Origin of the sequence: Plantactinospora sp. B24E8 (genome assembly GCF_039871735.1) — a bacterium.
Taxonomy (GTDB): domain Bacteria; phylum Actinomycetota; class Actinomycetes; order Mycobacteriales; family Micromonosporaceae; genus Plantactinospora.
In genome coordinates, this window is record NZ_JBDPMH010000014.1 from 39,953 (window position 1) to 53,788 (window position 13,836).

Genomic DNA, 13,836 nt, shown 5'->3' on the forward strand with positions numbered 1-13,836 from the left:
CGTGGGTATGCAGCAGCGCTATGAGCATGAGCGCAGGCAGCGAGAACCCGGACGGAAGTGACGACCGGGTCGAGAACCGGGCGGCGCACCTGTTGCCGGAGGAGCGGTCGACCGGCAGCGCGGACCCCGAGGAGCAGGCGGCCGCCATCCTCGCCGAGTCCGACCGGCGGGAGGCGGGAGCGGTCAGGCTGGCCGAGTCCGACCCGGAGACGACCGGAGCCGAGCGCCAGGTCGCCGAGGCGGCCGCCGCCCCGGACTCGTTCCTGGAGCGGCGTACCTCGGAGCAGACGGTGACCCCGCCGGAGCCGCCGGACTGAGGTCATCGCCGGTCAGGCCAGCGGGAACTCGTCGAAGAGCAGGACCGACGAGTCCGGCTCCCGGGTGTCGAACCGGTACGACCGAACGACTCCGGCCGCCGAGTCCAGCACCGTGAAGACCGTGACGTCATTGCTGGCCACGTACGGCAGCGGCGCGCCGGTCGGGTCGGTCAGCGGTGCGATCGTCGGCACCACCGGCCGCAGCCCGCCCGGGTCACCCTGCCGGACCAGATCAGGCCCCTCCGGCAAAGGCCGGGACAACCCGGAGGTCACGTCGTACGCCCCGTAGCTGTTGCCAACGTTCGAGGTCTCCAACCAGTTGACCCCGGCCGGATTGCGGAACCGGTTCCACAGGTGGGTGTGCCCGGTGTGCACCAGGTGCACGCCGTTGGCGGAGAGGAGCGGCTCCAGGTCGCGCAGGACGTGGTCCTCGGCGAGCGGATAGGCGTACCGCACCGAGCTGACCGTGCCCGTGTCCGGGTCGCGTTCGACCACCTGGACCGGGTCGGTGAAGGCCGGCGTCGAATTGTCCCCGAGTCCGTGGCTGGAGTGGTGGAACATCACCACCCGGAACCGGGCCGACCGGGCCGCCTCCGACGCCAGTTCCCGCTCCAGCCAGCGGTACTGGGCCGAGCCCCGGTGCACGGGTTCGAAGATGAACCGTCCGTAGCCCCAGTGTTCCGGGTCGGCCAGGACCGCCGGGCCTTCGGCGAAGGTGCCGGCCCCGGTCGTCACGTGCGGTCGCCAGATCCCGGTGACGAAGAGCGTGATCAGGTGTACGTCGCCGATCGTCCGCGACCACCAGCGCGGGCCGCCCGCCTCGCTGCGTGGCCGTGGGAACAACTCCTCGTACGTGGTGACGTCCCAGTCGGCCGGCTGCGGATCGTTGAACTGGCTGTCCAGGCTCGCCGTCTCCGACCAGCGGCCCATCACCTCGTGGTTGCCGATCGCCGGATACAGCGGGGTGTGCTGCAGCAGTTCCGCGCCCCGCCAGGTCCGGCCGGCGATCGTCGTGGCGGCCCGGCCGGTCATCGCGGCGAAGAAGGCGGGCGCGTCGGCGCAGTCGAACCAGTCGCTGGCCCGGTCCGCCACGTTGACCATGTCGCCGGCCATCAGCACGCCGTCGAGGTGTACCCCGACGGTCTCGGCGACCTTCGCCAGGTTCGCCGCCGTCATCGCCTTCAGCTGGTGGTCGCTGGTCAGGAGCAGTCGTACCGGCCGGTCGCCGCTGACCGCCGGAGCGATCGAGTACGCCGTCGTCACCGTCGGCCGTCCCTGGTCGTCGATTGACACCACCCGGTACGGCGTACGTCCGGCGGCCAGCCCGGTGATCTCCGCCAACTGCCGGTACACCGGCCGGCCGACCGGCCCGGTCCAGGCCCGCCCGGCCACCCGGGACTCCGCGTCCTCCCGGGTGCGGCTCAGTTGCCGGGTCTGGGCCGTGAACCGCCGCCAACCGGGGCCGGTGGCCGCGTCGTCGGTGGCCGCGTCGACCGCCTGCCAGTCGGTCATCCCGGTCACCCCGGGCCCGACGAGCACGAAGTGCCCGTTGCCCGGGTCCTCGGTGTGCCAGACGACGTACCCGCTCTCGGGGCCCGGGTCCAGCAGGTACGGCTCGCAGAGCAGCCGGCTGGGGTCGGTCGGCCCGGCCTCGGCGGCGGGTTGGTGATCTCCCGTCATGGTCTGAGTCAACCAGTGCGGACCTCGGCGCCGACACCCGCACCCACCCTGACGGACCTCCCGGGGCCCGGTCGGCCGTGCTCAGATCGCGGTGGCCCGGGCGACCTTCCACTCCGCGTCGACCCGGCGCAGTTCCAGCACGACCCGGTTCTGGTCCACCTTCTCCCCGTCGGTGTTGACGTTGCGCCGGTACTGGTTCAGGTAGAGCAGCAGTTCGACCCGCTCCGGGTCGGCCTGGATCACCCCGCTGGCGGAGACCTCGGCCAGCACCACCGCCTGCTCGGAAACGGCCGTCGACCGGAGCGCGGCGGTCGTCTCGGCGTACTCGTCGGCGAACGGTGCGGTGACGAAGGTCTGTCCGTTCGTCACACTCGCGTCGAAGTTGCGGTAGTCGTAGGAGAAGATGGCTTTCGCGGCCGGGGTGGCGGTGGCCAACGCCTGCCGTACCGCCGTGTCCCGGGCCTGCGCCCGGTGCTGGCCGTACCAGCCGGCGCCGGCCGCGCCGACAGCCAGCACCGTCGCCACCGTCAGCACCAGGTGCAGCCGGTCGCCGGTGCCGGCCAGGCGCGGACGGCGGGAGCGTCGTGCGCCGTCACCGGTCGGTTCGGGCTGGGCGTCGCCGGCCACCTCGACACCGGTACGGCGTCCGGAGCGCAGTCGCCGGATCAGCGTGCCGACAAACGATCGCATGGTCTCTCCTCTCAGCCGACGAACTGCAACCGGGACACCAGCCAGGTGTCCGAGTCCCGGTCCCGGGCCAACTCCACCTGGATGCGGTAGTGCGCGACGCGACCGTCCGGTGCGTGCGTGTTCTTCACGGTCGCGTCGACCGCGACCACAACAACCGCGGTACGCCGGTCGCCGGAGACCAGCCCGGCGCGCAGCACGGAACCGGTCGACTCGACCTTGTTCTCGATGACCGCCGCGCGTACCTGGGCCTGGCCCCGGAGGAACTCCTCCCGGAACTCGCCGGTGGCGCCGGCCACGATCCGCTGCAGGTCGCCGTCCACACTGGAGGCGCTGACCGAGACGAAGTTGACCGTGGTCTGCCGGGCGGCGGTGACCGCCTGGCCGTGTGCCTCGGCCAGCGCGCGGTCCTGGTACCAGCGGTTGCCGAAGAAGCCGGCCACGGTGAGTGCCGCGCAGAGCATGATCGCGAGTCCGACGGTCAGCCCGCGCCGACGCGGCACACCCGGGCGAACCGCCTTCCGCCGCTTCGGCTCCGGCCGCCGGTCAGCCGCGGGCTCCGGCCCCTGGCCATCGGCTGTCGCATCCGGCCGCTCGCCATCGGCTGTCGCATCCGGCCGTTGGTCGTCGGTCGTCTCGTCGCGCCCGTGACCGTCGGGCGCCTCACCCGGCCCGTGGTCGTCGGGCGCCTCGTCGCTCTCCGGCGCCCCGACCAGGGCGACCGGCTCCTCGTCGAGCCGCTCCAACACTGCCGACACCGGGTCCGGGCCGGGAATCCGCCGGGTGACGGTACGTCGGGCGGTTGTCCTGCGGCGGCGTACCGACTGCCGGGGCACGTCGTCCGGTTCGGTTTGCGGGGACGACTTGACCAGCTTCAACCTGCGCTCCTCGCCATTCCACATCGTTCGCACTCCTCGGATCGGGCTCAGGGCGCCAGGCCGGCGAGCAGGAGTTGTTTCCAGGACTGGTCACCGGCGAGCCGGTACTGCCCGCCGGTCGTACCGAAGGTCAGCGGCCGGCCACCCGGCCCGAGGGCCAGTCCGGTCGCCGGGTCGTAGCCGGCGACGGCGGCGCCGGAGACCGGGGCGACCGGAGGCGGTGACTCGGACCCGCCGACCGGGCCCGGTGCCGGCGCCGCCGGGTCGCCGCCGGGTCGGGGTGCGTTGCCGCTGCCCCGCACGCTGGAACCCCGGCGACTCTCCCCGGCCGTGCAGCGGGTGGAGTCGTCGGCGTAGACGCAGGACGGCGGGTCGCCGACGTTCACCACCAGGCCGAAGTGCGCCGTACCGTCGCCGGGGGCGACGGTGAAACCACCGTCCACCACCAGCGGATAGACCACGAGCAGCTGTTCGATCCCGGCCAGCCGTCGGGCGGCCACCCCGTTCACCGACACCAGGTTGCCGAGCAGGGTGCCGATCGACGGGTCCAGGTCACGCAGCAGCCCGACCAACTCGGTGGCGGCGGGCGGCCCGTCGGCGAGGATCCGGCGCAGGTCCGGGTCGGCCGCCCGGAGCGTCGCGGCGAGCCGGGCCAGCCCGTCCGCCCACTGTCGCAGCGCGGCGGCCGACTCCTCCTGGGTACGCAGCACCGTGGCGCCGTCCCGGATCAGCGCCACCGTCTCCGGCAGCCGGGCGGTCGCCTCCACCAGCAGGGCGTCACCGGCGTCGAGGATCCGGCGCAGTGCCTCCTCGTTGCCCTGGAACGCGACGCCGAGTTCGTCGACGACCACCGCGAGGTCGTCCGGGTCCACGGAACGGACCAGGGCGTCGAGGTTGGCCAGCAGGGTCTCCGGGGCGAGCGGTACCCCGGTCCGGTCGACCGGGATCACCGAACCGCCGCGCAGGTACGGGCCGGTGTCACTGTCGGGGCGCAGGTCGACGTACTGCTCACCGACGGCGGAGCGCTGCGACACCACGGCACGGAGGTTCGCCGGCACCCGTACGCCCCGGTCCAGCCGCAGGTCGACCCGGACCGCGTCGCCGTGCAGGGCGACCGCCTCGACCCGACCCACCGGTACGCCCCGATAGCTGACCCCGGCGTTCGGGAAGATGCCCCCGGCCTCGGTGAAGTCGGCGTGCACCAGGTACCCGCCGCCGACCAGCCGGTCACCCAGTCCCACGTAGCGGACCCCGACGTATCCGAGGCCGAGCAGACCGACCAGTAGGAACACCAGCACCTGCAGTCTCGCCGTACGTCCGGTCATCCGAGCAGCCCTCCGCCCAGTACGTCGAGCAGCCCGCCGCTGCGCCCGTCGGTCTCCCCGGTCGGGGCGGGCAGCAGGCAGCCGGGGGAGAGGATGGTGCCCAGTGGCAGCCGGGTACCGGGCGGGAAGATCGTGCCCGGCGGCACCACCCCGTCCGGTGGTTTCAGTCCGCCCTTCGGCGGCGACGAGCCCGGTCGGAGCAGTTCGCAGTCGGGCGGCAGGTCACACTCGGGCAGCAGCGGCGGCAGCCAGTCGAGGGGGAGCAGCCCACCGACCGGCAGACAGACCGGTGGCAGGACGCCGGGCAGCAGCGGCCCGACCCCGCCGGGTCGGTCGTCGTCCTTGTCGCCGGGTCTGGTGCCGGTGCCGCCCGTCCGGTCGGGCCGGTCACCCGTGCCGCCGGTCGGCCGACCGGCCCGGTCCGGCGCGCGTTCGGGCGCCTTCGCGGAGAAGAGGTTCGCGAGGATCGTCGCCGCGTCCAGGTCGGCGGTGACCGACAGGTTGACGAAGTCGCCGACGATCGCGCCGGTGACGTTCGGCGGGAACGGGTACGACAGCATGAAGTCCAGCGACTTCGGCAGGGCGTCACCGGCCTCGACCAGCTGTTCGAGGAGTGGCCGCAGCGCCCGCAGGCTGGCCACCGTGTCATCGTGGCTCTCGGTGACCACCCTGGTGCCGACCCGGCCGAGTTCGCCGAGCGCGGTCAGCGCACCGCTGAGCTGCTTCCGCTGCTCGGCGAGGACGCCGAGGCCGGGGTCCAGCGCGTCCAGCGCGTCACCGAGCACGGCCCGTTGCCGGGCCAGCCGGTCGGTCAGCCGGTCCAGCGCCTCCACCGCCCGGACCAGGTCGGCCTTCTGCCGGTCGAGCCCGCCGACGAAGGTGTCGAGCTGGTGCAGGGTGTCGCGGACGGCCGACTCACGGCCGGCGAGCGCCGCCGCCAGCTCCTCGTTGATCGTCTTGAGTTGGTCCAGTCCGCCGCCGCCCAGCAGCAGGCCGAGCGCGGCGAGTACCTCCTCGACCTCGGCCGAACGCTTCGTCCGGGTCAGCGGGATGACCGCTCCGTCGGCGAGCTCCCCGGACGGCGTCTCGGTGACCGGGGTGGCGAGCGCCACGTACTTCTCGCCGAGCAGGCTGGTCTGGCGTACCGCGGCGGTGGCGTTGCCGGGCAGCCGTACGGTGTCGTCGATCCGCAGCCGCACCCGGGCGGTCCAGCCGGCGAGCGAGACCTTCTCCACCGAGCCGACCGTGACGTCGTTGACCTTGACGGCGGCCTGCGGCACCAGGTCGAGCACGTCGGTGAACTCGGCCGTCACCCGGTACGCCGGACCGGACGGCGCGCCGCCGGGCAGTGGCAGGTCGGCCAGCTCCGGAACCTCGCACCCGGCGAGTGTGACCATCGCCGCCGCGGTGAGCAGCGCCAGCGACGGGCGCCGTCGGACCAGCCCGATCCGGTGCCGGCACCCGTCCCGCCGCTGGCTCGTCGGGGATCCGACAGGACGCCGCCTCATCGCGGGCCCCGCAGGATGCCGCCGAGGGTATGGTCCAGCACCGTCCCCGGCCCGAGCAGGCCCGGCAGCGGCGCCCTCGACTCCGCGGGCTCTTCCGACGGTGGACCGTCCGGCGCGGACGGCTGCCGTCCCGGTTCACCCTTCGGCGGCAGGTTGAGCAGCCCACGCAACTCCTCTGGCAGCGGCAACTTTTCCAGCCGCAGGGTCTGGGCCAGCTCGAAACAGCGCCGCGGCACCTCCTTCACCGGCAGGACGTCCACCAGGGCGGCGCAGACGTACGCGGCCGGGTCGTACGGGCCGAGCACGTTGTCCCGGGTGTCGAGGGTGCCGGACCGGGCGTTGTACGCGAGGTTGAGGTTGGACAACGCCAGCGGTGCCACGTCCAGGATCCTGATGATCGCCTTCTGCTGTCGGACCAGCACGTTCGTCACGTCGGCGAGCGCGTCTATGTTGGACCGGAGTGCGGCACGGTTGTCCCGGACGAACCGGGTGACGTCGTCCAGCGCGGCGGCCAGGTTACGCAGCGCGGCGGCCAGGTCGTTCCGTTCGGCGGCGAGCTGCCCGGCCACCTCCGCGAGCTGCTGGTTGAACGCGCGTACCTGCTGGTCGCTGCGGGCCAGCGCGGTGCTGAACCGCTGCAGGTTGACCACCGTGCCGAACAGGTCCTGCCGGCCGTCGGCCAGGGTCTCCAGCGCCTGGGCGAGCCCGTCGAGCGTTTCGTGCAGTGCCGCACCGTTGCCGTCCAGGTTGGCCCGGCCGGCCGCGAGCAGTGCCGACAGCGCCCCGTCGGCGTTCGCGCCCTCCGGGCCGAGGGCCCGGTTGAACTCGTCCAGTGCCCGGTAGATGTCGTCGATCTCCATCGGCGCGACCGTCCGGTCCACCGACAGCTCCGCCCCGTCCGGCAGCGTGGCACCGCCGGCGTAGGCGGGGGTGAGTTGGACGTACCGGTCACTGACCAGGCTCGGCGGGACGACGACCGCCCGCACGTCGGCCGGGACCGGCTGGCCGGCGTCGTAGCGCAGCTCCAGCCGTACCGTGCCACCGGCCGGCACGATGGCGACGACCTCGCCGATCCGCACCCCGAGCACCCGTACGTCGGAACCGGGGTGGATGCCGACCGCCCGGGTGAAGTGGGCGACGAGGGCGCGGTGCGGCGTACCCGGGCGCAGCACCACCACCGCGACCGTGGCGGCGACCGCCACCGCCACCCCGGCCGCGAGCGTCCGCCGCCCCCGACCCGGACCCGGGACCAGCCTCGGCCGGCGCATCAACGTCCTCCCGCCGTCGGCACGTACGGCTGGAGCAGGCCGCGCAGGTAGGAGTCGAACCAGCGGCCGTTGCCGAGCACGTTGGTGAAGGCGTCCAGGAACGGCCCCATCGTCGTCAGCGTCCGCTCCAGTTCGTCCCGGTTCCGTTGCAGGATCGCGACCACGTCCCGGAGCTGGCGCAGGGTCGGCTCCAGGGTGGCCCGGTTGTCGGTGACCAGCCCGGAGAGCTGGGCGGCCAGGTCACGGGTGCCGACCAGCAGGTCGTGGATCGCGTCCCGGCGTCGGCTCACCTCGGCCAGCAGCGCGGTGCCGTCCGCGACCAGCGCGCGGAAGTCCTCGTCCCGGGCGGCGAGCACCCCGGTGACGCTGCGGGCCCGGGTCAACAGCTCCCGCAGCTGCGCGTCCCGTTCGGCGACCGTCCGGGAGAGCCGGGACAGCCCGTCCAGCGACGACCGGAGACTGGCCGGGGTCTGCGCGAACGTCTCCGCCAGCACGGTGAACGCCTTCGCCAGCTGCGCGTCGTCGATCTCGTCGAGGGTGCCGGCGAGCCCGGTCACCGCCGTCATCACGTCGAACGGTGACGCGGTGCGGTCCAGCGGGATCTCCGTCTCCTCCGGTAGTCGGCCCGAGCCGTCCGGGGCCAGGGCGAGGTACTTCTGCCCGAGCACCGTCTTGATCCGGATCGTCGCCCCGGTCCGGTCGCCGAGCCGGATGTTCTCGTCGTCGACCCGGAACCGCACCCGGACGTACGGGCCGCCGGCGCCCCGGGCCAGCCCGACCCCGGTCACCTCGCCGACCCGTACCCCGGCGACCCGGACCTCGTTGCCGACGGTGAGTCCGCTGGCGTCCCGGAACGCCGCCCGGTAGGAGCGGTCGCCGAGCGCGGTCAGGTCGTCCAGCCGGAACGCCGCGAGCAGTATCCCGACGAGCACGACCAGCCCGACCGCGCCGACCATCGTCGGGTTGCGTTCCCGGAACGGCTTCACCGGTGCCCTCCCGTCCCGGCGCAGCGCGCCGCCTGCGAACTGAAGGTGGCCGGACTGACCGCGCCGTGTCCGGCGACCGCGAGCCGGCCGTCGAAGTCGCACATGAAGAAGTTCAGCCAGGAGCCGTGCGAGGCGGTCCGGGTCAGCGCCTCGTACCGGCCCGGGAGCCGGCCCAGCGTCCCGTCGATCACCGCCGCGTTCCGGTTCAGGGTGTCGGTCAGCTCGCCGAGTTGGGTGATGTCGGCGGCGAGCGCCGGCCGGGCGTCGGCCAGCAGCGCGGCGGTGGCCCCGGTGAGGCTGCCGAGGTGGGCCAGCGCGGCACCGAGCGCCTCCCGGTCGTCGGCCAGCCCGGAGACGAACTGCCGCAGCGAGCCGATGGTCCGGTCCAGCTCGGCGTCGCGGGAGTCCAGGGTGGCCAGCACCGCGTTCAGGTTGGTCACCACCCGGCCGATCACCGCGTCCCGGTCGGCGAGGGTGGTGGTCAGCGACGCGGTGTGGGTGAGCAGGCTCGACACCGTGCCGCCCTCGCCCTGGAGCACCTGGATGATCTCGTACGCCAGGTTGTTGACGTCCTCCGGGTTCAGCGCCGTGAACAGCGGTCGGAACCCGTTGAAGAGGGTGGTCAGGTCCAGGGCCGGGGTGGTCCGCTCCAGCGGGATCAGGCCGCCCGGCGGCAGCGGCGGGCCGGTCCCCGGGCCCTCGTGCAGCGCCACGTACCGCTGCCCGATCAGGTTCCGGTACCGGATCTTCGCCTGGACGGTGCCGGTCAGCGGTACGTCCTCGGTGAGGGTGAAGGACACCTCGGCGACCCGGTCGTCCACCACCCGGATCGAGTCCACGCTGCCGACCCGTACCCCGGCGATCCGGATGTCGTCGCCGGGCAGCAGACCGGTGACGTCGGTGAACCGGGCCCGGTACCCGGTGCCGCCGACCGCGAACGAGCCGAGCGCCTGGCCGAGCAGCGCGGTCAGCAGCACCGTCACGGTGCCGAAGGCGACCAGCTTGACCAGTGGTCCGACCGGGATTCTCCTCATCTGACGTTCACCACCGCTCCGCGCAGCAGCGGTCCCCAGAGCAGCACCGCGATGTCCGGCACCTCGACCGGCAGGCTGCCGGTGGCGGCTCCGATGATCGGTTTCAGCAGGTCCTTCTCCTCCGTGGTGCCGGCGTACCCCATCGCCGGGCCGCCACCCACCGCCGGGCCGCCGCCGGGCGGTGCGTCGGCGCCGCTCGTCGGCGGGATTCCGACCGGCAGCTTCACCGGGCCCGGCCGGGAGCCTCCGTGGTCGTAGCCGTCCGCCACCTGGACCTCCGGGGCCGGCGGCGACGGGTCCGGCAGTTCCCGGCAGTGTGGGCCGGTCCGGGCCCCGTACGCCGGGTCGTCCCGGCCCGGCTGGTAGGCGCCGTTGTCCCGGGTGACCTCGAGGGTGATGTGCATCCGACCGTTGCGGAACACCTCCTCGACCCGGGGTTGCAGGTTCACCAGTCCGCGCATCAGGCACGGATACTCCGGCGCGTACGCGGCCAGCAGCTCCAGCACCGGACGGCTCACCTGGCCGAGCCGGACGAGCTGGTCGCCGTGCCGGGTCAGGAAGAACCGGGTGACGTCGGCGGCCTCGGTCCCCTCGGCGAGGAAGGCGGCGAGCTGCGTACGTTGGTCGGCGACGGTGGTCGCGGTGGGCGTCACGTCCCGCAGCAGGTTCAGCAGGTCCGGCAGCGCCGCCTGGTAACTTTCCAGTACGGTGCCGAGCCGCCGGACGTCCTCGGTGATGGTCGGCAGCTCCCGGTTCAGTTCCCGCAGGTAGTCGCCGAGCGCGGTGAGGTTGTCGCCGAGTCGCTCGCCGCGCCCGTCGAGTGCGGCGGCCAGCGCGGCCAGGGTGGCGGCGAGCTTGTCCGGGCGGATCGACCGCAGCAGCGGCAGCGCCTCGTCGAGCACCCGTTCCAGCTCGACCCCGTTGCGGCTGCGGTCCTGCGTGATCACCGCCCCGGCGCGCAGCGGCGGGCCCGCCGGACCGTCCGGCGGGACCAGTGCCACGTACCGCTCGCCGAACAGGGTCTTCGGCAGCAGTCGGGCGGTCACGTCGGCCGGGATCCGGTCGATCAGCGCCGGGTCGAGCGCCAGCCGCAGCCGGGCCCGGGAACCGTCGCTGCTGATCTCGCGGACCTCGCCGACCGGTACGCCCCGCAGCTTCACCTCGGTGCCCGGGTTGAGCTGCATCCCGGTCTGTCCGGTGTAGAGGGTCACCCGGGCGACCGGGGTGAAGGCCTTCCGGTACTGCAGTACGGCGAGGGTCAACGCCGCGCCGAGCAGCACGACAAAGACCGCACCGAGGACCCGGCGGCCGGTGCTTGTACCACGATTGTCCATGGTCACCCCGCGATCCGTACCGTGGTGGTCGCGCCCCAGATGGCCAGCGACAGGAAGAAGTCGACGACGTTGACCGCGACGATCGCCAGCCGGACCGCCCGGCCGACCGCGATCCCGACCCCGGCCGGCCCGCCGCTCGCGGTGTAGCCGTACCAGCAGTGCACCAGCACCACGATCACGCTGAACACCAGCACCTTGCCGAACGACCAGAGCACGTCCACCGGGGGCAGGAAGAGGTGGAAGTAGTAGTCGTAGGTCCCCGACGACTGGCCGAAGTAGTGGACCGCGATGGTGCGGGTGGCGAGATAGCTGGAGAGCAGGCCGACCACGTACAACGGGATGACGGCGACGAAACCGGCGATCATCCGGGTGGTGACCAGGAACGGCAGCGAGGGGACCCCCATCACCTCCAGGGCATCCACCTCCTCGGAGATCCGCATCGCGCCGAGTTGGGCGGTGAAACCGGCGCCGACGGTCGCCGACAGGGCCAGCGCGGCGACCAGCGGCGCGATCTCCCGGGTGTTGAAGTACGCCGAGACAAAACCGGTGAAGGCGCTGCTGCCGAGCTGGTGGAGTGCCTGGTAACCCTGGAGCCCGACCTCGGTGCCGGTGAAGAAGGTGAGGAAACAGATCACCCCGACCGTGCCGCCGGCCACCGCCAGCGCGCCCCGGCCGAAGCTGATCTCGGCGAGCAGGCGTACCACCTCGCGCCGGTAGCGGCCGACGGCACGCGGAGTCCAGGCGAGAGCCCGCAGATAGAAGGCGAGCTGGTTGCCGAGACCGTCCAGGGTACGCAGCACCGGCATCGTCACATCCCCCGCTGCGGTACGAGCTGGAAGTAGACCGCGGTGATCACGAAGTTCAGTGCGAAGAGCAGCATGAAGGTGAGCACCACGCTCTGGTTGACCGCGTCGCCGACGCCCTTCGGCCCGCCCTTCGCGGTCATCCCGTGGTACGCCGCCACCAGCGCCGCGACCACCCCGAACAGCAACGCCTTGACCTCACCGACGACCAGGTCCGGCAACTGGCCGAGGGCCTGGAAACTGGCCAGGTACGCCCCGGGCGTACCACCCTGCATGACCACGTTGAAGACGTAGCCGCCGGTCACCCCGACCACGCTGACCAGCCCGTTGAGCAGGACCGCGACCAGGGCTGCGGCGACGATCCGGGGCGCGACGAGCCGGTGCAGCGGGTCGATGCCGAGCACCTCCATCGCGTCCAGCTCCTCGCGGATCTTCCGCGCGCCGAGGTCGGCGCAGATCGCCGAACCACCCGCCCCGGCGATGATCAGGGCGGTCACGATCGGACTCGCCTCGCGGACCACGGCCAGCACCGAGGCGGCCCCGGTGAACGACTGCGCGCCGAGCTGACGCACCAGGGAGCCGAGCTGCAGCGCGATCACCGCGCCGAACGGGATCGCCACCAGGGCGGCGGGCAGGATCGAGACCGAGCTGATGAACCAGGCCTGCGCGACGAACTCCCGGACCTGGAACGGACGGCGGAGCAGGCAGCGGAGCGCGTCCAGGCAGAACGCGAAGAAGTGCCCGGGACCGCGCAGCCCGGCCGCGAACCGCCCACCGGTCGGGTTCGTGGCGGTCACGACACCACCTCCGTCGGCTGCCAGACGCTGCCGTGCGCGCCCCGGAACGACCCCGCCGGCGGCACCACGCCGTGCTCCGCACACCACCGACCCGGCGGATGCTCCGCCCGGCGCGGCCGGCCGTTCGTCGGCGCGAGCTGCAGCGGGATCGGCGGCAGCGGCGGCAGCTCCAGCCCGGACGCCGCCTCGGCGGCGAGCTCGTCCGAGTCCTTCTCCTCGGCCATCCCGATCGGACCGACCCGCTGCGCGTTCAGGAACTGCCGGACCACCGGCTCGGTGCTGGAGAGCAGCATCTCCCGGGGCCCGAACATCGCCAGCCGGCCGTGGTAGATCAGCCCGATGTTGTCCGGCACCGTCCGCGCGGTGTTGATGTCGTGCGTGACGATAAGGAACGTCGCCTCGGTCTGCTGGTTGAGGTCGACGATCAGCTGGTTCAGGTACGCGGTGCGGACCGGGTCGAGACCGGAGTCCGGCTCGTCGAAGAGGACGATCCGCGGGTCCAGCACCAGCGCCCGGGCCAGCCCGGCCCGCTTGCGCATCCCGCCGGAGATCTGGCCCGGCAGCTTCTTCTCCGCGCCGAGCAGCCCGACCATCTCCAGTTTCTCGTGCACCACCGCCCGGATCTGCGACTCGGTCTTGCGGGTGTGTTCCCGCAGCGGGAAGGCGACGTTGTCGTAGATGTCCATCGAGCCGAACAGCGCGCCGTCCTGGAACAGCACCCCGAACAGCTTGCGGACCTCGTAGAGCCGGCGTTCGGAGAGCGTCGGCAGGTTCTGCCCCTCGATCCAGATCGCGCCGCGGTCCGGCCGCAGCAGCCCGACCAGGGTTTTGAGGAACACGGACTTGCCGGTGCCGGAGGGGCCGAGCAGCACCGAGATCTCGCCGGCCGGCAGGGTCAGCGACAGGTCCGACCAGACCGGTTGACCGCCGAAGGACTTGGTCAGCTCCTCGACGCGTACCTCGACGCCCATCCGTGCTCCCGCCCACGTGCCGGACCGACGTCCGCCGGGCGCACCCGCCGTCCGTCTGTCGCCGTCTGTGATGGACATCGCGCCGGCCCGGCTCGGCGCAACAGGTCTGGGTGGTAATTCTTCGACGACTTTGTGTGATGTACGCGGCCGGCCCGAGCCCCCGCCGGTGAGCTGTCTCCGCGCGAACAGTGCTCACCTGATCGGCGCCCCGCCGGTGGTGTGCTCACCCGACGCCCGATACGGTGCGG

General features: G+C 72.7%; 13 protein-coding genes. 1 reads left to right on the forward strand and 12 read right to left on the reverse strand.

The window, feature by feature from the left end; all coding sequences use genetic code 11:
* Positions 1-20 precede the first annotated feature (20 nt).
* Positions 21-317 carry a hypothetical protein gene (locus ABGB21_RS20750; RefSeq protein WP_347679081.1) on the forward strand — a complete coding sequence of 99 codons (297 nt, stop codon included), beginning with the start codon at positions 21-23 and terminating at the stop codon, positions 315-317.
* 12 nt (positions 318-329) lie between these two features.
* Here ABGB21_RS20750 and ABGB21_RS20755 read toward each other — a convergent pair whose 3' ends face one another.
* From ABGB21_RS20755 to ABGB21_RS20810, 12 genes are all read right to left on the reverse strand, one after another.
* The gene (locus ABGB21_RS20755) at positions 330-1,997 is read right to left on the reverse strand and encodes a metallophosphoesterase (RefSeq protein WP_347679083.1); all 1,668 of its coding nucleotides are present in this window, start codon (positions 1,995-1,997) and stop codon (positions 330-332) included.
* 81 nt (positions 1,998-2,078) lie between these two features.
* Complete coding sequence (locus tag ABGB21_RS20760) at positions 2,079-2,687, reverse strand: hypothetical protein (RefSeq protein WP_347679085.1); 609 nt, start codon at positions 2,685-2,687, stop codon at positions 2,079-2,081.
* A gap of 11 nt (positions 2,688-2,698) precedes the next feature.
* A complete protein-coding gene (locus ABGB21_RS20765; RefSeq protein ID WP_347657670.1) occupies positions 2,699-3,586 on the reverse strand; it encodes a hypothetical protein in 888 nt (295 codons plus the stop codon).
* 23 nt (positions 3,587-3,609) lie between these two features.
* Positions 3,610-4,887, reverse strand: a complete 1,278-nt coding sequence (locus ABGB21_RS20770) for an MCE family protein (protein WP_347657671.1) — start codon at positions 4,885-4,887, stop codon at positions 3,610-3,612.
* Positions 4,884-6,395: an MCE family protein gene (locus ABGB21_RS20775; protein WP_347679087.1), complete on the reverse strand. Its 1,512-nt coding sequence runs from the start codon at positions 6,393-6,395 to the stop codon at positions 4,884-4,886. The genes ABGB21_RS20770 and ABGB21_RS20775 overlap by 4 nt, the downstream gene beginning before the upstream one ends.
* The gene (locus ABGB21_RS20780; protein WP_347679089.1) at positions 6,392-7,663 is read right to left on the reverse strand and encodes an MCE family protein; all 1,272 of its coding nucleotides are present in this window, start codon (positions 7,661-7,663) and stop codon (positions 6,392-6,394) included. Before ABGB21_RS20780 ends, ABGB21_RS20775 begins: the two co-directional genes overlap by 4 nt.
* On the reverse strand, positions 7,663-8,649 hold the full coding sequence (locus tag ABGB21_RS20785; protein WP_347657674.1) for an MCE family protein: 987 nt from the start codon (positions 8,647-8,649) through the stop codon (positions 7,663-7,665). Before ABGB21_RS20785 ends, ABGB21_RS20780 begins: the two co-directional genes overlap by 1 nt.
* On the reverse strand, positions 8,646-9,683 hold the full coding sequence (locus tag ABGB21_RS20790) for an MCE family protein (protein ID WP_347679091.1): 1,038 nt from the start codon (positions 9,681-9,683) through the stop codon (positions 8,646-8,648). Before ABGB21_RS20790 ends, ABGB21_RS20785 begins: the two co-directional genes overlap by 4 nt.
* Positions 9,680-11,017, reverse strand: coding sequence for an MCE family protein (locus ABGB21_RS20795; RefSeq protein ID WP_347679188.1), 1,338 nt, complete (start codon positions 11,015-11,017; stop codon positions 9,680-9,682). The genes ABGB21_RS20790 and ABGB21_RS20795 overlap by 4 nt, the downstream gene beginning before the upstream one ends.
* Before the next feature lie 2 nt (positions 11,018-11,019).
* A complete protein-coding gene (locus tag ABGB21_RS20800) occupies positions 11,020-11,823 on the reverse strand; it encodes an ABC transporter permease (protein WP_347679093.1) in 804 nt (267 codons plus the stop codon).
* 2 nt (positions 11,824-11,825) lie between these two features.
* A complete protein-coding gene (locus ABGB21_RS20805; protein ID WP_347679190.1) occupies positions 11,826-12,575 on the reverse strand; it encodes an ABC transporter permease in 750 nt (249 codons plus the stop codon).
* Between the two features lie 38 nt (positions 12,576-12,613).
* Positions 12,614-13,588 (reverse strand): ABC transporter ATP-binding protein, encoded by a 975-nt coding sequence (locus ABGB21_RS20810; RefSeq protein ID WP_347657677.1) that lies wholly within the window; start codon positions 13,586-13,588, stop codon positions 12,614-12,616.
* Between the last annotated feature and the right edge of the window lie 248 nt (positions 13,589-13,836).

Bases quoted from the DNA above. Each gene is read 5' to 3' on its own strand.
- ABGB21_RS20750 (WP_347679081.1), top strand. From the start codon at position 21: ATGAGCATGAGCGCAGGCAGCGAGAACCCGGACGGAAGTGACGACCGG.
- ABGB21_RS20755 (WP_347679083.1), bottom strand. From the start codon at position 1,997: ATGACGGGAGATCACCAACCCGCCGCCGAGGCCGGGCCGACCGACCCC.
- ABGB21_RS20760 (WP_347679085.1), bottom strand. From the start codon at position 2,687: ATGCGATCGTTTGTCGGCACGCTGATCCGGCGACTGCGCTCCGGACGC.
- ABGB21_RS20765 (WP_347657670.1), bottom strand. From the start codon at position 3,586: ATGTGGAATGGCGAGGAGCGCAGGTTGAAGCTGGTCAAGTCGTCCCCG.
- ABGB21_RS20770 (WP_347657671.1), bottom strand. From the start codon at position 4,887: ATGACCGGACGTACGGCGAGACTGCAGGTGCTGGTGTTCCTACTGGTC.
- ABGB21_RS20775 (WP_347679087.1), bottom strand. From the start codon at position 6,395: ATGAGGCGGCGTCCTGTCGGATCCCCGACGAGCCAGCGGCGGGACGGG.
- ABGB21_RS20780 (WP_347679089.1), bottom strand. From the start codon at position 7,663: ATGCGCCGGCCGAGGCTGGTCCCGGGTCCGGGTCGGGGGCGGCGGACG.
- ABGB21_RS20790 (WP_347679091.1), bottom strand. From the start codon at position 9,683: ATGAGGAGAATCCCGGTCGGACCACTGGTCAAGCTGGTCGCCTTCGGC.
- ABGB21_RS20795 (WP_347679188.1), bottom strand. From the start codon at position 11,017: ATGGACAATCGTGGTACAAGCACCGGCCGCCGGGTCCTCGGTGCGGTC.
- ABGB21_RS20800 (WP_347679093.1), bottom strand. From the start codon at position 11,823: ATGCCGGTGCTGCGTACCCTGGACGGTCTCGGCAACCAGCTCGCCTTC.
- ABGB21_RS20810 (WP_347657677.1), bottom strand. From the start codon at position 13,588: ATGGGCGTCGAGGTACGCGTCGAGGAGCTGACCAAGTCCTTCGGCGGT.